This window comes from Cellulosimicrobium sp. EB106-03-01-XG111, assembly GCF_058792115.1.
This window is the reverse complement of sequence record NZ_JBYTEQ010000001.1, coordinates 383761-401276: the sequence shown is the minus strand read 5'-3', so window position 1 is coordinate 401276 and position 17516 is coordinate 383761. Positions and strand designations below refer to the sequence as shown.

Annotated in this window: 16 protein-coding genes and 1 riboswitch; of the genes, 6 read left to right on the top strand and 10 right to left on the bottom strand. The window is 75.7% G+C overall.

Annotated features, from left to right (window positions below):
- Positions 1–37: 37 nt before the first annotated feature.
- The 3 genes from AC3WT4_RS01760 to AC3WT4_RS01750 all read right to left on the bottom strand — a co-directional run bounded on the left by AC3WT4_RS01760 (position 38) and on the right by AC3WT4_RS01750 (position 4006).
- Complete coding sequence (locus AC3WT4_RS01760) at positions 38–1132, bottom strand: ABC transporter ATP-binding protein (protein WP_492314539.1); 1095 nt, start codon at positions 1130–1132, stop codon at positions 38–40.
- The gene (locus AC3WT4_RS01755) at positions 1132–2802 is read right to left on the bottom strand and encodes an ABC transporter permease (protein WP_492314538.1); all 1671 of its coding nucleotides are present in this window, start codon (positions 2800–2802) and stop codon (positions 1132–1134) included. The genes AC3WT4_RS01760 and AC3WT4_RS01755 overlap by 1 nt, the downstream gene beginning before the upstream one ends.
- A gap of 112 nt (positions 2803–2914) precedes the next feature.
- Positions 2915–4006 carry a thiamine ABC transporter substrate-binding protein gene (locus AC3WT4_RS01750; protein ID WP_074803341.1) on the bottom strand — a complete coding sequence of 364 codons (1092 nt, stop codon included), beginning with the start codon at positions 4004–4006 and terminating at the stop codon, positions 2915–2917.
- Positions 4007–4088: 82 nt separating this feature from the next.
- A riboswitch (TPP riboswitch) is annotated at positions 4089–4193 on the bottom strand.
- Between the two features lie 309 nt (positions 4194–4502).
- Between AC3WT4_RS01750 and AC3WT4_RS01745 the strand changes: the two genes are divergently transcribed.
- From AC3WT4_RS01745 to AC3WT4_RS01730, 4 genes are all read left to right on the top strand, one after another.
- On the top strand, positions 4503–5273 hold the full coding sequence (locus AC3WT4_RS01745) for an ABC transporter ATP-binding protein (protein ID WP_228485448.1): 771 nt from the start codon (positions 4503–4505) through the stop codon (positions 5271–5273).
- The gene (locus AC3WT4_RS01740; protein WP_492314537.1) at positions 5270–7807 is read left to right on the top strand and encodes an ABC transporter permease; all 2538 of its coding nucleotides are present in this window, start codon (positions 5270–5272) and stop codon (positions 7805–7807) included. The genes AC3WT4_RS01745 and AC3WT4_RS01740 overlap by 4 nt, the downstream gene beginning before the upstream one ends.
- Before the next feature lie 105 nt (positions 7808–7912).
- Positions 7913–8188, top strand: a complete 276-nt coding sequence (locus AC3WT4_RS01735) for a DUF4235 domain-containing protein (protein ID WP_009861813.1) — start codon at positions 7913–7915, stop codon at positions 8186–8188.
- A 57-nt stretch (positions 8189–8245) separates the two neighbouring features.
- Complete coding sequence (locus AC3WT4_RS01730) at positions 8246–9655, top strand: hypothetical protein (RefSeq protein WP_492314536.1); 1410 nt, start codon at positions 8246–8248, stop codon at positions 9653–9655.
- A 23-nt stretch (positions 9656–9678) separates the two neighbouring features.
- Here the strand turns inward: AC3WT4_RS01730 and AC3WT4_RS01725 are convergent, their stop codons facing one another.
- The 4 genes from AC3WT4_RS01725 to AC3WT4_RS01710 are packed head-to-tail and all read right to left on the bottom strand — an operon-like array spanning position 9679 to position 12329.
- Positions 9679–10236: a hypothetical protein gene (locus AC3WT4_RS01725; protein ID WP_492314535.1), complete on the bottom strand. Its 558-nt coding sequence runs from the start codon at positions 10234–10236 to the stop codon at positions 9679–9681.
- Positions 10233–10874, bottom strand: coding sequence for a hypothetical protein (locus AC3WT4_RS01720; protein WP_492314534.1), 642 nt, complete (start codon positions 10872–10874; stop codon positions 10233–10235). Before AC3WT4_RS01720 ends, AC3WT4_RS01725 begins: the two co-directional genes overlap by 4 nt.
- Positions 10871–11572 (bottom strand): hypothetical protein, encoded by a 702-nt coding sequence (locus AC3WT4_RS01715; RefSeq protein WP_143031005.1) that lies wholly within the window; start codon positions 11570–11572, stop codon positions 10871–10873. The genes AC3WT4_RS01720 and AC3WT4_RS01715 overlap by 4 nt, the downstream gene beginning before the upstream one ends.
- A 52-nt stretch (positions 11573–11624) precedes the next feature.
- Entirely contained in the window at positions 11625–12329 is a 705-nt protein-coding gene (locus AC3WT4_RS01710) for a DUF1361 domain-containing protein (protein ID WP_074804231.1), read from the bottom strand.
- Between the two features lie 118 nt (positions 12330–12447).
- Here AC3WT4_RS01710 and AC3WT4_RS01705 point away from each other — a divergent pair, with 118 nt between their 5' ends.
- The gene (locus tag AC3WT4_RS01705; protein ID WP_400110662.1) at positions 12448–13695 is read left to right on the top strand and encodes an MFS transporter; all 1248 of its coding nucleotides are present in this window, start codon (positions 12448–12450) and stop codon (positions 13693–13695) included.
- Positions 13696–14211: 516 nt separating this feature from the next.
- On the opposite strand, the gene AC3WT4_RS01700 is transcribed toward AC3WT4_RS01705, so the two are convergent.
- Entirely contained in the window at positions 14212–14703 is a 492-nt protein-coding gene (locus AC3WT4_RS01700) for a DUF6328 family protein (RefSeq protein WP_400110664.1), read from the bottom strand.
- Positions 14704–14796: 93 nt separating this feature from the next.
- Here AC3WT4_RS01700 and AC3WT4_RS01695 point away from each other — a divergent pair, with 93 nt between their 5' ends.
- Positions 14797–15528: a PAS and ANTAR domain-containing protein gene (locus AC3WT4_RS01695; RefSeq protein ID WP_492314533.1), complete on the top strand. Its 732-nt coding sequence runs from the start codon at positions 14797–14799 to the stop codon at positions 15526–15528.
- A 10-nt stretch (positions 15529–15538) separates the two neighbouring features.
- Here AC3WT4_RS01695 and AC3WT4_RS01690 read toward each other — a convergent pair whose 3' ends face one another.
- Together AC3WT4_RS01690 and AC3WT4_RS01685 are read right to left on the bottom strand one after the other, a co-directional pair.
- Entirely contained in the window at positions 15539–16330 is a 792-nt protein-coding gene (locus tag AC3WT4_RS01690; RefSeq protein ID WP_492314532.1) for a GAF and ANTAR domain-containing protein, read from the bottom strand.
- A 275-nt stretch (positions 16331–16605) separates the two neighbouring features.
- Positions 16606–17466: an SDR family oxidoreductase gene (locus AC3WT4_RS01685; RefSeq protein WP_074803377.1), complete on the bottom strand. Its 861-nt coding sequence runs from the start codon at positions 17464–17466 to the stop codon at positions 16606–16608.
- Between the last annotated feature and the right edge of the window lie 50 nt (positions 17467–17516).

The following is a 17516-nucleotide window of genomic DNA, read 5'->3' as shown; positions in this document are numbered from 1 at the left end:
CGCCGGGGGGCGCCAGGCCGGATGTCAGGCCGGGACGTCAGGCCGGGACGACGGCGCACCCCGCCGGGTCGACGACGACCCGCACCCGGTCGCCTGGCTCGACGACCGACGGGGCGCCTGCGAGCGCCACGAGCCGGGCGGGCGCACCGCCGTCGGCGCCGGGCAGGTCGACGTCGACGGTCACCTCGACCGCACCGCGGCGGAAGACGCTCCCGACCACCGTCGCGTCCCACGCGTCGTCCGACGCCGGCACGCCCTCGGTCGTGAGGCGCAGGCCGCGCGGGCCGACCGCGAGCAGGTTCGCGGGCCCGTGCGGGACGAACGCCTGGTAGCCGAGGAACTCCGCGACGCGGCGCGACGCGGGCGCGCGCCAGAGGTCCTCGGGCGGCGCGACCTGGAGGAGCCGGCCCGCGTCCATGACGGCGACGCGGTCGGCGACGGTGAACGCCTCGTCGTGGTCGTGGGTGACGAAGACGGCCGTCGTGCCGGTGGCGCGCAGGGCCTCACGCAGGTCGAGCGCGAGGCGCTCGCGCAGCCCGCGGTCGAGCGCGGAGAGCGGCTCGTCGAGCAGGAGCAGCCGGGGGCGCGGCGCGAGCGACCGCGCGAGCGCGACGCGCTGGCGCTCGCCCCCGCTGAGCGTCGCGACCGCGCGCCGCTCGTACCCGGCGAGCCCGACGACGTCGAGCAGCTCGGACACGCGCGCGTCGCGCTCGGCGCGCGACAGCCCCGCGATCCCGTACGCGACGTTGCCCGCGACGTCGCGGTGCGGGAAGAGCTGGCCCTCCTGGAACATGAGCCCGAACCCGCGACGGTGCACGGGGACGCCCGTGAGGTCGCGGCCGTCCCACGCCACGGCGCCCGCCGCGACCGGCTCGAGCCCGGCGACGGCGCGCAGCAGGCTCGACTTGCCGCACCCGCTCGGCCCGAGCAGGGCGAGCACCTCGCCGGGCGCGACGTCGAGCGTGACGCCCGCGACCGCCGTCGTGCCGGGGTCCGTGCTCGCTCCCCCGGCGCCGCGCCCGCCGTACCGCACGACGACGTCGCGCACCGCGAGCCCGGCGGCCTCCCCGGGGCCGGGGCGCGACGGCTCCGGCGCGCCGGTGCACGCGGGGGCGGGGTCGGTCTGCACCATCAGAACTCTCCTCCGGGTCGGTCGCCGCGCAACCGCTCGGCGAGCAGCATCACGGTCGCGGTGAGCAGCGCGAGCACGACGCTCGCCGCGAGCGCCATGCCGTAGTTCTCGGCGCCCGGGCGGCCGATGAGCCGGAAGATCACGACCGGCAGGGTCGCGCTGTCCGGGCGGGCGAGGAACGACGTCGCACCGAACTCCCCGAGCGAGACGGCGAACGCGAACCCGACCGCCAGCCCGAGCGACCGGGCGGCGATCGGGCCGTCGACCGTGCGGAAGACGCGCCCGGGCGCGGCGCCGAGGGTCGCGGCGGCCTCGCGCAGCCGCGGGTCGATGGCGCGCAGCGTCGGCAGGACCGTGCGCACGACGAGCGGCGTCGCGACGACCGCCTGCGCGATCGGCACGAGGAGCCCCGACGTGCGGAGGTCGACGTCGAGGCCGAGCGGCCGGTCGAGCGTGACGAGGAAGCCGAAGCCGACCGTCACCGCGGAGACCCCGAGCGGCAGCATGAACACCGAGTCGAGCACCGAGATCGCGCGCCGACCCCCGCGCGAGCGCGGGCGCCGGGACACGACGAGCGCCACGAGTCCGCCGATCACGACGGCCAGCACGGTCGCGAGCGCGGCGGTGCGCAGCGAGTTGCCCGCCGCCTCCCACACGGTGACGGACAGGGCGTTGCGCCCGCCCGTGGTGCCGAGGTTCGCGTAGTTGTCGAGGCCCCAGCCGCCGCCCGGGACGCGGAACGAGCGCACCACGAGCGTGCCGAGCGGGAGCCCGACGAGCACGACGACCACGGCCGCGGTGAGCGCGGCAGGCGCGAGGTCGCCCGTCGGACGGCCGTCGCGCCGCAGGCGCAGGGGGTGCGCGGACGACGCCGAGGACGACAGGTTCAGGGCCCGCTCGCGCCGGGCCCGCGTGCGGTTCGCGACCGTGAGCGCCGCCGCGACGACCACGAGCTGCACGACCGACAGCACCGCGGCGGTGCGCAGGTCGAGGAACTGGGTCGTCTGGATCCAGATCTCCGTCTCGATGGTCCCGTAGCGGATGCCGCCGAGCACGAGCACGACGCCGAACGCCGTCGCGCAGAAGAGGAAGACGATCGACGCGGCGCTCGTGATCGCGGGCGTCAGCGCCGGGAGCGTGACGGTGCGGAACGCGCGCCACGGCGTCGCGCCGAGGGCGCGCGCGGCCTGCTCGGCGCGCGGGTCGAGGTGCTCCCAGAGCCCGCCGACCGTGCGCACCACCACGGAGTAGTTGAAGAACACGAGCGCGACGACGATCGCCGCGAACGTCTCGTCGAGCCGCAGGAACCCGAGCGGGCCGCCCTGCACGAGCAGGGACCGGAACGCGACGCCGACGACGACGGTCGGCAGCACGAACGGGACCGTGACGAGCGCGCGCACGACCCGCCGTCCGGGGAACCGGCACCGGTACAGCACGTACGCGCCGGGCACGCCGAGCAGCAGCGACAGCGCCGTGCCGAGCACGGCCTGCCAGAGCGTGAGGCCGACGATCCGCCACGTGCGGGGCTCGGAGAAGACCTCCGCGAACCCCGAGAGGTCGAGGCCGCCGTCGTCCCCGACGAACCCGCGCGCCACGAGCGTGACGACCGGCCAGGCGAAGAACACCCCGAGGAACGCGAGCGGCACCGCCGCCGCCAGACCCCACAGCACCCCGCGCCCGACACCGCCCCGCCGGACCCCCCGACCCCTCACCACGGCTCTCCCTCGCGCGACCACGGCTCTCCCCCGCGAGGTAGAGCCGTGGTCGCTCGTGGACCGGGGGTCAGTCGACGACCGTCGCCGTCCATGCCTTGATCCACTCGTCGCGGTGCGCCGAGACGTCGGCGGGCGCGACCTCGAAGGGCTCGTCGGCGAGCGGCGCGAACTCGGCCCAGCCGTCGGGCAGCGCGACGGAGTCGTCGGCCGGGTACATGTACATCTGGTCGGCGACGTCGGCCTGGAACGTCTCGCTCACGAGGAAGTCGAGGAGCTGCTGCGCGCCCTCGGGGTTCTTCGCGTTCGCGAGCACGCCCGCGTACTCGACCTGGCGGAAGCACGTGTCGAGCAGCGCGCCCGTGGTCGACGCGGAGCCGTCCTCGGTGAGCGTGAACGCGGGCGACGTCGAGTACGACAGCACGAGCGGGCGCGGGCCTGCGCCCTCCGAGCCGGAGAAGTCCACGTAGTACGCGTCGGACCAGCCGTCGACGACCTTCACGCCGTTGGCGCGCAGGTCCGCCCAGTAGTCCTCCCAGCCGTCCTCGCCGAACGCCCCGACGGTCGCGAGGAGGAACGCGAGGCCCGGCGACGACGTCGCGGGGTTGGTCACGACGAGGAGGTCCCGGTACTCCGGCTTCGCCAGGTCCTCGAGCGTCACGGGCTCGGGGATGCCCGCGTCGGCGAACCACGCGTGGTCCACGTTGACGCACACGTCCCCGAGGTCGACGGCGGTGAGCTCGCCGCCGTCGCCGACCGCGTACGACGCCGCGGACTCCGAGACGCCCGCGGGCGTGTACGGCTCGAGGACGCCCTCGTCGACGGCGCGCGACGCGAAGGTGTTGTCGATCCCGAACACGACGTCGCCGAGCGGCGAGTCCTTCGTGAGGATCAGCTGGTTCACCAGCGCGCCGCCGTCGCCGGGCGCGACCTGCTCGACCGTGAGCCCGCTCTCCTCCTCGAACGCGGCGAGCACGTCGTCGCTCACCGCGAAGGAGTCGTGGGTCACCAGGGTGACGGTGCCCCCGCTGCCCGACGACGCGTCGTCGCCCCCGGCGCCGTCGCCACCCGAGCAGGCCGCGAGGGCGAGGAGCGCGAGCGTCGCGCCCACGCCGGTCGCGAGGGCCCGGCCGCGGCGGGCGACGGTGGTCGTGTGCTGCATGTGTCCTCCCTGGACGTTCAGGAGGGGTCCACCGGCCCGACGAGCCGCGCGCCGGGTGGGCGCGACGGACCGCGCGAGCAGGTGATCGAGATTCCCGACTTCCTCCACCGGTGCTAACCGGATCAGGTTCGAGGGTCTGCGGTGGTCCGCACTCTCAGCTCCTCCAGGAGCTCCCCTGTCGTTCACCGCGAGCCTACACCGGCCCCTCACCCGGAGAGTCCCCTGAGAGAACCCTGAGCACCGGAGACCGCGGACCAGGGACGGTTCGGGGCCCGTCCCCGATGCCGCGGGCACGCGCGCCGCGGGAGGGTCGGTACGGCCGCCGGGAGCCCCGGCGGCCACCACAGGACGACGCCGCCCGGCGAGCCACGACGCTCCCGCGCAGCGGCACGACGAGAGGACGGACGAGGACGTGACGACGACAGGCGCGGCACGGCGGAGCACCCCGCACGAGGGCCCGCCCGCTGAGGGCGCTGAGGGCGCTGCGCGACCCGCGATCGCGACCGCGCGCGGGCTGGTGAAGACGTACGGGCGCGGCGAGGCCGCGGTGCGTGCGCTCGACGGCGTGGACGTGGACGTCGAGAAGGGTCGGCTGACGGCGATCATGGGCCCGTCCGGGTCCGGGAAGTCCACGCTCCTGCACTGCCTCGCGGGGCTCGACTCCCCCACGGCTGGGACCGTCGTCGTCGACGGCGAGACCGTCTCCGCGATGAGCGAGCGCCGGCTGACGCGCCTGCGGCGCACGCGCCTGGGGTTCGTCTTCCAGTCGTTCAACCTCGTGCCGACGCTCACGGCGGAGGAGAACATCGTGCTGCCGCTCGCGATCGCCCGGCGCCCCGTCGACCGGGAGTGGTTCGACCGCGTGGTCGACGCCGTGGGCCTGCGCCCCCGGCTGGGGCACCGGCCCGCCGAGCTGTCGGGCGGGCAGCAGCAGCGGGTCGCGTGCGCGCGGGCGCTGGTGTCGCGGCCCGCGATCGTGCTCGCGGACGAGCCGACGGGGAACCTCGACTCGCGCGCCGCCGCGGAGGTCCTGGGCTTCCTGCGCGCGTCCGTGGACGACCTCGGCCAGTCCGTCGCGATGGTCACGCACGACCCGACCGCGGCGTCGTACGCCCACCGGGTGCTCTTCCTCGCGGACGGCCGCCTCGTGACCGAGCTCCACGACCCCACGCCCCAGGCGGTCCTCGACACGCTGGGCTCCCTCACGCCCGCCGCGCCGGCCCCGGCGCACGCCGCCCCGGCAGCGACGACGGCGGCTGCCCGATGATGGGCCGGATCGCGCTGCGCGGCGTGCGCGCGCACGGCGCGCAGCTCGTCCTCTCGGTCCTCGCCGTGACGATCGGCGTCGCGTTCGTGACCGGCACGTTCGCGCTGCGCGCGATGCTCGCGACCACGTTCGACGGCATCGTCGCCTCGTCGGTCCAGGCGGACGCATACGTGCGCGGCGCGTCGTCGGCCGGGGACGCGCTGATGTCGGCGTCGGCCCAGGTCGGCGGTGCGCGCAGCCTCGTCCCGGCGGACCTGGCGCGCGACCTCGGCGCGCGCGACGACGTCGCGCTCGCTCTCCCCGAGGTGAGCGGTCCCGCCGTGCTCGTGGGCGCGGACGGGACCGCGGTCCTCAGCAGCCAGGCGCCGAGCATCGCCGTCGCCTACGATCCCCGCGACCCGGGCCCCCAGGTGGTGGACGGCCGCGCGCCGCGCGACGGCGGCGAGGTCGCGCTCGAGTCGGCGACGCTCGCGGCGTCGGGCCTCGCGGTGGGCGGCACGACCGACGTCGTGCTCGGCGACGCCGTGCGGCCCGTGCGCGTGGTCGGCGAGGTCTCGCTGTCCGCGCCGATGGCGGGCGCGACGATCGTCCTGCTCGACGCGGGGACGGCCGCCACGACGTACGCGCCCGACGGCCTCGTCCCGTCGGTCGCCCTGTACGCGGCCGACGGCGTCTCCCCCGAGGCGCTGCGCGACGCCGTCGCGACCGCGCTCCCCGCGGGCGCCGAGGCGCTGACGGGCGCCGAGCTGCGGGACGAGACGAGCGACGCGATCGCCGACCAGCTCGGGTTCGTGTCGACGTTCCTGCTGGTCTTCGCCGCGCTCGCGCTGTTCGTCGGCACGTTCATCATCACCACCACGTTCTCCATGCACGTCCGACGCCGCACGCGCGAGCTCGCGCTCCTGCGCGCGGTGGGCGCGTCGCCCGGGCAGGTGTTCGGCTCCGTGGTGGGGCAGGCGGCGGTCGTCGGCGCCGTGGGCGCGCTGCTCGGCGTCGGGGCCGGGTTCGGCCTCGCGGAGCTCGCCCGGACCGGCCTGGGCGCGGTCGGGATGGAGCTGTCCGGCTCGCTGCCCGTCACGACCACGGGGGTCGTCGTCCCGCTCGTGGTCGGCATCGTGGTCTCGGTGCTCGCCGCGGCGCTGCCCGCGCGGCACGCCGCGCTCGTGCGCCCGGTGGAGGCGATGCGCGCCGACGTCGTCCGGCCCGCCGGGACCGGGCGGGTGCGTGCCGCCGTCGGGACCCTCGCGCTGCTCGCGGGCGTGGGGCTCGTCGTCGCGTCGACCGTCGTCGGCGGCGGCGGCGCGGCCCTCCTCGGGTTCGGCGCGGCCGGCGTCGTCGCGGGCGTGCTCCTCCTCGCCCCGCTCGCGGTCGGCCCGGTGCTGACCGTCCTCGCCGCGCCGTTCGTCGCGCTGGTCCGCCCGCTGGGCGGCCTCGCGCGCGGCAACGTCACGCGCCAGCCACGGCGGACCGCGGCGACCGCGGGCGCGCTCGTCGTCGGGATGGCGCTCGTCTCGACGACGTCCGTCCTCGCGCTGTCGGCGCGGGCCTCCGTGCAGGACATCGTCGACCAGGAGACGGCGGCCGACCTCGTCGTCCGCTCGGCCACGCCGTACCTCCCCGACGGGGTCGCGGGCGACGTCCGCGACGTGTCCGGCGTCGCCGCGGTCGACGTCACGACGTACGGGCAGGTCGTCGTCGACGGGGACCCGCAGCTCGTCGTCGGCTTCCCCGCCGAGGGCTTCGGCCGCTCCGTGCGCACGACCGCGACCGAGGGCGACCTCGCCGCGTACGCGCAGGGCGAGGCCGCGGTCATGGCGGACGCGCTCGACGAGCACGGCTGGGCGCTGGGCGACGTCCTCACGCTCGCCGACCCGGCACGGCCCGACCTCCCGGCCCAGGAGGTCCGCATCGGCGCGGTGGTCGACTCGCACGCGTTCTCCGTCGACCTGCTCCTGCCGCCCGACGTGGCGGCCTCCGTCGGCGCGACGACGACGGAGATGCTCTTCCTCGACACCGAGCCCGGCGCGGACCTCCGGGCAGTGCGGTCCGCGGTGACCGACGCCGTCGCGCCGTACGTCGTCGCGTCGGTGCTCGACGCCGACGAGTTCGCCGGGGAGGTCGCGGGACAGGTCGAGTCGGTCCTCGCGATCGTCTACGCGCTGCTCGGGCTCTCCGTGCTCGTCGCCGTGCTCGGCATCGTCAACACGCTCGCCCTGTCCGTCGCGGAGCGGACGCGCGAGATCGGTCTGCTGCGCGCCGTCGGGCTCGGGCGGGCCCAGCTCGCGGCGACGATCGTCATCGAGTCCGCGCTCGTCGCCGTGTTCGGCACGGCGGTCGGGCTCGTGGTCGGGACCGGGCTCGCCGCCGCGCTCCCGTCGGTGCTCGCGGACGAGGGCTTCACGACCCTCGCCGTGCCGTGGGCCCAGCTCGGCGCGATGCTCGTGCTCGCGGGCGTCGTGGGCGTCGTCGCCGCGGTGTGGCCCGCGGTGCGCGCCGCACGCCTCCCCGTCCTGGACGCGGTGAGCCACGACTGAGCCGGGCGAGCGCGCCGGGCGACGCGTGGGCGGCGACTTCGCACTACGGTGGTCGTGCGAGCACGCCCGGCGCCGCCCGGCGCCCCGACCGACGGAGGACCCCTCGTGGCCGACACGAACGAGAACGAGCAGACCCTGGCCCTCAAGGTCGGGACCGTCGCCCTGACCTTCGCCGCGGGCTGGGCCGCGCAGAAGCTCGTGACGTTCGTCTGGGCCAAGGTCACCGGGCACGACGCCCCGAAGGACCTCGACGACGAGGAGGTCGGCGTCGTCCAGGCCGTGACCTTCGCGGCCGTCGCCGCGGGCGTCGGCGTCCTCGCCCGCCGCTTCGCGGGCAAGGAGGCGAAGCGCGTCGTCGCCCGCCTCGCCTCGCGCGCCTGACGTCCGGCCCGGCCTCTCCGCGCGAGGGAGGTCGGACCGCCCGGTAGCCTGGCGCGCGTGACCGCCCCGCCGGCGAGCCCGACGCCCCCTCAGGACCCGATGCTGCGCGCCGGCCTGCGCGTCCTCGCCGACGCCGGTCGGCTCCTGGCCCGGCACTGGCCCGCGCTCGTCGCGGTCGCCGTCCTCGCGCAGGTGCTGCACGAGCTCGCCCTGCGGGCCGCGCTCGCCGTCGCGCCGTCGTCGGGCGTGCTGGGCCTCCTGGTGCTGTGCTTCTCGCCGCTCGCGACGGTCGTCGGGATCGTCGTCATGCTGCACGTGCTGCGCCGGGAGCCGCGCACGGAGCGGGACCGGCTCGAGGTCCGGGCGCTGCTCGGATCGATCGCCTCGGTCCTCGTCCCCTACCTCGTCATCTACGAGTTCTACGGCGGTCTGTCCTCCGACTGGCAGGCGTACATCGACTCCGCCGCACTCGACCACGCGTTCGCGGCGGGGGCGGGGATCGAGACCGCCAGCCCCGTCCCCGAGGGCTTCGGGCTCACCGTCGTGCTCGTCGTCGCGGGCGCGCTGCTCGCCCGCACCCTGCTGGAACGCCTCGCGCGGCGCCTCGACCGCGGCGCCTCCGCGCGCGACGACGACGCCCGGCGCAGCGCCCGCTCCGCCGCGGTGCGCATCGCCGCGGGCTACTGCGAGGTCGTGTGGATCGTCGTCGGCGCGTTCACCGTCACGGCCCTCGTCGGTCGCGTCCGCGAGTGGTGGTCGACGCGCGTCGTCGTCGTCGAGGTGACGACCTGGTGGGACGGCGTGGTCGCGCGCGTGGACGCGCTCGAGCCGCTCGTCGAGGCCGTCGGCCCGACGACGTCCCTCCTCGTCGCGGGCGTCGTCACCGGGCTCGTGGTCCCGCTCGCGTGGCTCACGCTCGGGACGATCGTGTACGGCGTGGAGGCGATCGACGTCGTCGACCCCGCCCACGCGGTGCCGGGCGACGGCGACGCGACCGGACGGACGGCCCGCGCCGTCGACCGGTTCAACCGGACGCTCGGCGAGAGCGGTGCCCAGCGGGCCTGGGCGCTGATGCTCGACCCGGGCCGGCGGTTCGGCGGCCTCGTCGGCGCGCTCGGGATGCTGTGGCGCAGCCGCTGGGGCGCGGTGCTGCTCTTCTGCGTCGCGTTCGCGCTCCTCACGCTCGCCGAGCAGGTCGTGCTCACCGCCGCGCAGGCGGTCGTCGGCCAGCCGGGGATCGTCGCGTGGCGCGCGCTCGTCGGCCCGCTGGAGACGGTCGGGACCGTCGTCGTGCAGGTGCTCACGACCGTCCTGCTCGCCGCCGCGGCCGACGCGCTGCTCGCGAGCCTGGGCCTGCCGTCCGCGCTGCGCACGCGGCGCGCGGCGCGGCGGGCCGAGCCGGGCCCTGTCACCGGCACCGGGACGGAGAGCGCGCCGACCGCGGTCGGCGCGGCCTCGGCCCGCTGACGCGGCACCCCGCCGGGCGGCGGTCAGCCGACGTCAGCGACCGGGAGGGACCAGTACGCCGGCAGGAGGCTCGGCTCGACGAGCCGCACCTCGGCGGGCTCGGCGTCGTCCGGGGTGAGGAAGTACTGCGTGCTGCGGCTGGAGACGGCACCCGTGCAGACCGGCGCCTCGGGGTACGGCATGCCCGCGAGCGCCGACGCGCCCGCCGCGAACTCCCGGCCGGCCGTGTCCCGGAGCAGCACCGCGCACGACGAGAAGGTCTCCTCCGCGCCCTCGGGGGCGGCCGGCGCGTCGGAGCGGAGCGACACGTCGGCCGCCCAGAGCGTGTAGCCGTCGGGCGCCTCGATCCGGCCGCCGTACCCGTCGTCGAGCCCGTCGACCGCCTCGAGGCCCGCGAGCCGGGCCCGCACGTCCCCGACCTGGGCCCACCCCTCGGCGTCCGCGGCGTGCGCGACGCGCGGCTCGCCCGACCACCAGGCCTGCACCTCGTCCGACCGCCAGGTCAGCCAGCCCAGGGCTCCGAGCGCCACGACGAGCACCGGCAGCCACCACCGGTTGGTCCGCCACCAGCCGGCGCTCACGCGTCCCACCCGCCCGGGACGAGGGCGGGCCGCACCGTCTCCACGGAGTCCCCCGCGGCGGGCGGCGCGACGCGGCCGAGGTCGACCTCGGCGATCGCCTGCGGACGGTCGAGGTCCGCGTCCTGGTGCTCCGTGAGCACGCGCAGCACGAGGTCGCCCTCCAGCGCCCGCGCGGGCACCTCGACGGCGACGGTCCCCGCCTCGGGGACGTCCGGGTCGGCGAACGTGCTCAGCACCTGGTTGCTCACGCGGTGCGACGCCTCGTGGTCCCGCCCGACGGCGTCGCGCAGCTCGACCACGTCGATGCTCGCCTCGCCCGTCGTCCCGGACACCGCGAGGTCCACGACGACCCAGACGCCGTCGGTCGTCAGCGGGCCCGCGCCGTCGTCGAGCGTCGTGCCGGTGCGGACGTCGTCGACCCGCACGCGCACCGGACCGGCGGTCACGACCTCGCCCACGGCGCCCCGCGACGTCGTCGGCGTGAGCGTGGGCCACCACGTGTCGACGCGCGACACCGCGGCCCCCGCCCCCACCGCGAGGACGAGCAGGGCCACGGTCACGGCCCGGCCGGTCCGCCGCGGGCGCCGGTCCGGCGGCTCGGGCCCGTCCGCTGCCACGGCGGTCGCCTCCTCGGTCACCAGCCGTCCTCCGTCTCGGGCGGGTCCACGATCTCCGGCGGGACGTCCCCGGCCGGCACGTCCACGAGCGTGACAGCGCCCGTCTCGGCCCACCGACGGCCGCCGCCGACCGTCATGTCGCGGTACCGGAACGTCGGGACGGTCACGGTCAGCGGCTCGTCGGGCGTCGCGACCACCGCACCGCCCTCGCCCGGCACCGTCACGGGCCACAGGAGCGCGACGTCGTCGGCGAGGCCCGGCGACAGCACCGGGTACGCGGACGCGTCACGCACGAGCAGCGTCGGGTCCGGGCGGTCGGGCTCCGCGTCGCCCGCGAGCGCCAGGCCGCCGGGCAGCTCGTCGGGGAGCGTCACCGCGGTGCGGTCGAGCCGCCGCGACTCGCGGTCCGTGTCGAGCGCGCCGACGACCACGACGAGCCACGCGTCCGCCCCGGAGTCCTCCAGCGCGGAGACCTGGACGGTGTCCGCCACGGACCACGAGCGCACGGTGAGGTCGAACGGTCCCGTGGCGACGGGCTCCCCCGCGGCAGCCCGGGCCGGCCCCGCGTCGGCGGCGTCGTGGCGGGCGAGCCCGCCGGCCGCCGTCGTGCCGACGACGGCCCCCAGGACGACGGCGAGCGCCACGCGGCGCGGCCACGTGCCCACGACGGCGCGGAGCAGCGGCACGCCCCGGGCGGCCTTCGGCGCGGTCGACGTCACGGCGCGCATCCTACGGGGCCGTCACGAGCCGTCGCCGGAACCTCACGGGCCGTCAGGCCCCGCGCACGAGGAGCGTCGTGACCGGGCCCATGACGATCGCGTACATGACCGCGAAGAACAGCGTGTGCAGGAGCACGAAGAGCAGCGCGTCCAGCACGGCGCCCCGGGCCCGGAAGTGCCGCACGAGCTTGCGCACGAACTGGACCGGGTGGGCGAGGTCCCAGCTGTTGAACCGCACGTACCGGCCGAGGTAGATCCCGACGGAGACGAGCGCCAGCACGACGAGCACCACGACCCACGACACGGGCCGGCGGAACGGGGCGTCGTCGTCCGGGTAGAGCACGATCGCGAGCAGCGCCTGCGCGAGGAACACGTTGACGAGCGTGTTCATCACCCCGGACAGGGCGAGCGTCAGCACGGCCACGATGTCGTACCAGAGCGGGACCTCCTCGCCCTCCTGGCGGTGGCTGTAGTTCAGCTCCGTGACGAGGTAGCCCGCGTTCGGCAGGAGCAGCAGCCAGACGCCGAACCCGACGACGGCGCACGTGACGACCGCCCACGACGGGGCACCGCCCGCGATGAGCACCGCGTCGACGACGACCACGATCCCCAGCACGATGACGGGCGCGATCGAGAGCCCGATGTTGAGGAGCATGGGCCGGTACAGGCGCGTGCGGTACAGCGGTGCGCGCAGCACCACGAGGGCGAGCGCGTACACGTTGAGCAGGGCCACGCCCCCGAAGAGCCAGTCGAGCACGCCCCCACGGTACGGGGGGTTCCCCGCGCGCGGCGCGGGGAGCGTCGTTAGCGTGGAGGTGCTCGACGCAACGACCTCCCCCGTGCCCGACGACGGGCACCTCCCCCCAGGAGTCGCCATGGCGCAGCAGGACGCGGGCAGGGCCGCCGGCCCCGCCGCGACGACGACGTCCCCGTCCGCCTCCCCGACGCTCATGCTCGTCCTCGCGACCATCGGCTTCGCGGTGAACTTCTGGGCCTGGGCGCTCATCAGCCCGCTCGGCGCGGCGTACGGGCAGCAGTACGACCTCACGGACGTGCAGGTGTCGGTCCTCGTCGCGGTCCCGGTCGTCGTCGGGTCGCTCGGCCGCATCCCCGTGGGGGCGCTCACCGACCGGTACGGCGCGCGCATCATGTTCCCCCTGGTCAGCGCGCTGACGATCCTCCCCGTGCTGTTCGTCGGGCTCGTCGCGGACAGCTTCGTCTGGCTCATCGTCGGCGGGTTCTTCCTCGGCCTCGGCGGCACCGCCTTCGCCGTCGGGGTGCCGTTCGTCAACGCCTGGTACCCGCCCGCGCGGCGCGGCACCGCCGTCGGGATCTTCGGCATGGGGATGGGCGGCACCGCGATCTCCGCGTTCACCACCGTCCGCATCCGCGACGCCTGGGGCGACGCCGCCCCGTTCCTCCTCGTCGCCGCCGTCCTCGCGGTGTTCGCCGTCGTGTCGTGGCTGCTGCTGCGCGTCCCGCCCGGCCGCGCCGCGGCCCCCGCCGGCGGGTTCTGGTCCCGCACCTGGGCGACGTTCCGCCTCCCCGCCACCCTGCAGCTCTCCTGGCTGTACGCCGTCGGGTTCGGCGGGTTCGTCGCGTTCTCCGTCTACCTGCCGACGTTCCTCGTCAACGCGTACGACCTCACCGCGTCCGACGCCGCGGCCCGCACCGCCGGGTTCGTCGTGCTCGCCGTCGTCATGCGGCCCGTCGGCGGTGCGCTGTCCGACCGGTTCGGCGGCGTGCCCGTGTCCGTCGTGTGCTTCGCCGTCGTCACGGCGCTCGCCGCGGTCGTCGCGTTCCAGCCGTCGCTCGTGCCGGTCGGGACGATCGCGTTCCTCGGCCTCGCCGCCGCGCTCGGCGCGTCGTCGGGCGCGACGTTCGCCCTCGTCTCGAAGGTCGCGCCGGTCGAGAAGGTCGGTGCGGTCACCGGCCTCGTCGGAGCGGCGGGCGGTCTCGGCGGGTTCATCCCGCCGCTGCTCATGGGCGCCGTCTACCAGCTGGAGGGCACCTACGGCCTCGGTTTCGGCCTGCTCGCCCTCACAGCCCTGCTGACCCTGCTGTTCACCCTCGGCCCCGTCCGTCGGGGCGTCCGAGCCCGCGCCACCGCGTCATCGTCCTGACCTTCCCGAGAGGGACCGTGGTCACGCGAGGTAGAGCCGTAGTCATACGAAGTAGAGCCGTAGTCACGCGAGGTAGAGCCCTAGTCATGCCCGACGGCGCGTGGTCGCCCCGGGTGGGCGGGGTGGGTGGTGGTGCCGCGTCTACCATCCGCCGCTCGTTCCTCGCGGCTCCCGCCAGGCCCGCCACGACGCGGCACCACCACCCACCCCGCCCGGCGTCGTCTCACCTCTGGGCCTCCCCTGCCCGGGCGACTGCCCGCGGGGTCACGTGCGCTCGCACCGCACCGCCCCACCTGCACCACCGGGTCACCGCGCGGTCGCGCCGGAACTCGGTGGCGAGCAGGTGATCGGGGCTCGTCCCGGTCGACTGACAGGCCACGACCACCTGCTCGCCGGAGTGGGTGTCACTCGACCCTCCGGCCCGGCGCGAGGCCCCGGGGCGGCGCCCGGCTCCACCACGGACTACGCGATCGACCACGGCTCTACCTCGTGTGGCGAGAGGTCTCTGTCGCGAGGTCAGGGGGAGGCCGGAGAGGACGGGCCGCGGGCGACGAGGCGCGGGAGGACGAACCAGAGGCCGACGAGCAGCACGAGAGTGCAGCCGCTCGACCACAGGGCCGCGGTCCGGTCGACGACGACGTCGACGACGAGCAGCACGGTCCCGGTGACGACGAACGCGAGGACGAGCACACCGAGCCGCGCGATCCGGTCGCTCAGGTTCACGAGCGTCGTCTTGCGGTGTCGGCGGAAGAGTGTGCGGTGCAGGCTCACCGGCGTCACGAACAGGCCGGTCGACAGCACGGCCAGCGCGACGAGCGCGAGGTAGACGTCGGTCTGGAAGGTGTCGAGGTCGCCGAAGCGCTGCTGGAAGGGCAGCGTGAGCAGGAAGCCCGTGAGGATCTGCACGCCCATCTGCATGACGCGCAGCTCCTGGAGCAGCTCCGCCCAGTTCCGGTCGGACCGTTCCTCGGCCGACTCGTCCCGCCCGTCGCTGACCTGGGTGGTCACGGTTTCCTCCCTCGCGCCGACGCTGGGATAATCTTCAGTCTGCTGGGGTCAGGAATCGGCTCCGTCCTGCTCGATCTCCGGGGACCCCCATCGATGGACGCTGCCCTGCCCGCCGACGCCACCGAGCCCGACGACGTCGTCCCGCCCGCTCTCGCCGACCTCCTCGCCGCCCTCGGCCCGGGTGACCCCCAGCCGGTCGGCCGCTTCCGCGTGGACATCGCGACCGACTCGTGGTGGTGGTCCGACGAGGTGTACGAGATGCACGGCTTCGCGCCGGGCGAGGTCGTACCGACGACCGCCCTCGTGCTGTCGCACAAGCACCCCGAGGACCGCGAGCGGGTCGCGAGCGAGCTCGCGCAGGCCGCCCGGACCGGGGAGCCGTTCGGGTCCATGCACCGCATCGTGGACGCGACGGGCGCTACTCGCACGCTCGCCGTCGCCGCGCAGGGGAAGAACCCGGGCGCGGAGCTGCCCTGGGCGCACGTGGTGGGCTACTTCGTCGACCTGACGACGGCGCACGCCGAGGCCGCGCGGCGCGAGGCGACCGCGTCGATCCGGGCCGCGGACGCGTCGCGCTCGGTGATCGAGCAGGCCAAGGGCGTGCTCATGGCGGCCCTGCGCATGTCCCCGGACGACGCGTTCGAGATGCTGCGCCGACGCTCGAACGACGTGAACGTCCCGGTCCGGGAGCTGGCCCGTCGCCTCGTGGAGGGTGTGCTCGACGGCGATGGGACGGCCGGGCCGCTGCTCGACGAGTCGGTCCGGCGCCGGGTCGACGCGCTGCTCGAGGCGCCGTGCGTCGACGAGCCGGCCACCAGCGGCTGAGCGCCGGGGCTCAGTCCCCCTCGGGCGCGCCGACGCCGGGGATGCGGCGCGTCTCGACGATCTCGCGCGCGACGTCGACGAGCTTGATGTTCGCGTCCTGGGACACGCGGCTCATCACGGCGAACGCGCGGCCGGGCGTCAGGGAGTACCGCTCCATGATGATGCCCTGCGCCTGCCCGATGAGCGTGCGGGTCTGGACGGCGGACTGGAGCTGCTCCTCGGTCCGCGCGGCCGAGATCGCTGCGGCGGCGACGGCCGCGAACGTCGAGGCGAGGTGGTGGGCGTCCGGGCCGAACGCGGCCCGCGACCCCGAGTACATGTTGAGCGCGCCGTGCGCGTTCTCCGACGTGTAGAGCTGGACGCACAGCATGGAACCCACCCCGAGCTCGCTCGAGACGCGCGGCGCCCACCGCGGCCAGCGCGGGTCCGCCGCGACGTCCCCGGACTCCACGAGAGCGTGCTCGCGGATGGCGTCGAGGCACGGGCCCTCGTCGAACTCGTACTGGAGCGCGTCCCCGCGCGCGACGACCGGGTCCGAGACGGCCGCGCTCTCGATGCGGCGGCGGGTCACGAGCGAGATGCCGGCCTCGTCGCACCCGTCGACCATCGCGACGGCGAGCTCGACGACTCGGTCGAGGGTCTGCTGCAGCGTGGGCTCGTCGGCCAGCGCGCGGGCGGCGTCCGCCACGAGGCCTGCCACCGTCGCCTCCTCCGCCATCAGGTCGACGACGGGGACCTCGGTCAGCGGTGCTCCGGACCCTCCCGGGGTCGGCTCGCCGCTCGTTCCGCGATCGGTGCTCATGGTGCTCTCCTTGTCTCCGCCGCAAGCCTACGTCGCGGTGGACAGGAGCACGTACGGTGCCGGAGGCCCCGCCCGGGCGTCACCGGGGCGGGGCGGGGGCGGCGGCCGTCTCGCCCGCACAAGGCGTGGCGGCTGGTGACCCTCTCACGGGCGCCGTCGCTCTCGCGACGGACCCGCCCCCGGGCGGGCGCGGACGCCCACCCTCCGACCCTTCCCGAGCGAGACGCGGCCCTCGGCCGAACCGTCCGCGGCTCCCCCGGTGAGGATGGTGCCCGTCAGAACACGGGCTTGCCTCCCGTGACACCGAGGACGGTGCCGGACACGTAGCTCGCGTCCGTCGGGGAGGCGAGGAAGACGAACGCCGGGGCGACCTCCGCGGGCTGGCCCGCGCGCCCCAGCGGGGTGTCCTTCCCGAACTGCTCGATCTTCTCCTCGGGCTGGGTGGCCGGCTGGAGCGGCGTCCAGATCGGACCCGGCGCGACGGCGTTCACGCGGATGCCGCGCGGGCCGAGCTCGGCCGCGAGGTTCACCGTGAGGTTGTTGATCGCCGCCTTCGTCGACGCGTAGTCGAGGAGCGACGTCGACGGCTGGAACGCCTGGATCGACGAGTTGTTGACGATCGCCGCCCCCTCGCCCAGGTGCTCGAGCGCCGACTGCGTGATCCACAGCAGCGCGTAGAGGTTCGTCTTGAGCACCCGGTCGATCTCGTCGGTCGTGACGTCCTCGATCGACTCGCGCCGCGCCATCTGGAAGCCGGCGTTGTTGACGAGCACGTCGAGCCCGCCGAGCTCGGACGCGGCGCGTCCGGGCAGGGCCCGTGCCGTCGCCTCGTCGGTGACGTCGCCGGGCAGGAGGGCGCACGTGCGGCCCGCCTCGCGGACCCAGCGCGCCGTCTCCTCGGCGTCCTCCTGCTCCTCCGGCAGGTAGCCGATGGCGACGTCGGCGCCCTCGCGCGCGAACGCGATGGCGACGGCGCGGCCGATGCCCGAGTCGCCGCCCGTGATGAGCGCCCGACGACCCTCGAGCCGCCCGGTGCCGCGGTACGACTGCTCCCCGTGGTCGGGTACCGGGTCCATGCGTCCGGTGAGGCCCGGGGGCTCCTGCTGCTGGGCCGGGAAGGTGGTCTCGTCGGTCATGTGGTTCCTCCTTCTCGTGTGGTTCTCGTCGTGCGCCTCGTCGTGCGCGG

Bases quoted from the DNA above. Each gene is read 5' to 3' on its own strand.
- AC3WT4_RS01690 (WP_492314532.1), bottom strand. From the start codon at position 16,330: ATGAGCACCGATCGCGGAACGAGCGGCGAGCCGACCCCGGGAGGGTCC.
- AC3WT4_RS01740 (WP_492314537.1), top strand. From the start codon at position 5,270: ATGATGGGCCGGATCGCGCTGCGCGGCGTGCGCGCGCACGGCGCGCAG.
- AC3WT4_RS01705 (WP_400110662.1), top strand. From the start codon at position 12,448: ATGGCGCAGCAGGACGCGGGCAGGGCCGCCGGCCCCGCCGCGACGACG.
- AC3WT4_RS01750 (WP_074803341.1), bottom strand. From the start codon at position 4,006: ATGCAGCACACGACCACCGTCGCCCGCCGCGGCCGGGCCCTCGCGACC.
- AC3WT4_RS01685 (WP_074803377.1), bottom strand. From the start codon at position 17,466: ATGACCGACGAGACCACCTTCCCGGCCCAGCAGCAGGAGCCCCCGGGC.
- AC3WT4_RS01760 (WP_492314539.1), bottom strand. From the start codon at position 1,132: ATGGTGCAGACCGACCCCGCCCCCGCGTGCACCGGCGCGCCGGAGCCG.
- AC3WT4_RS01695 (WP_492314533.1), top strand. From the start codon at position 14,797: ATGGACGCTGCCCTGCCCGCCGACGCCACCGAGCCCGACGACGTCGTC.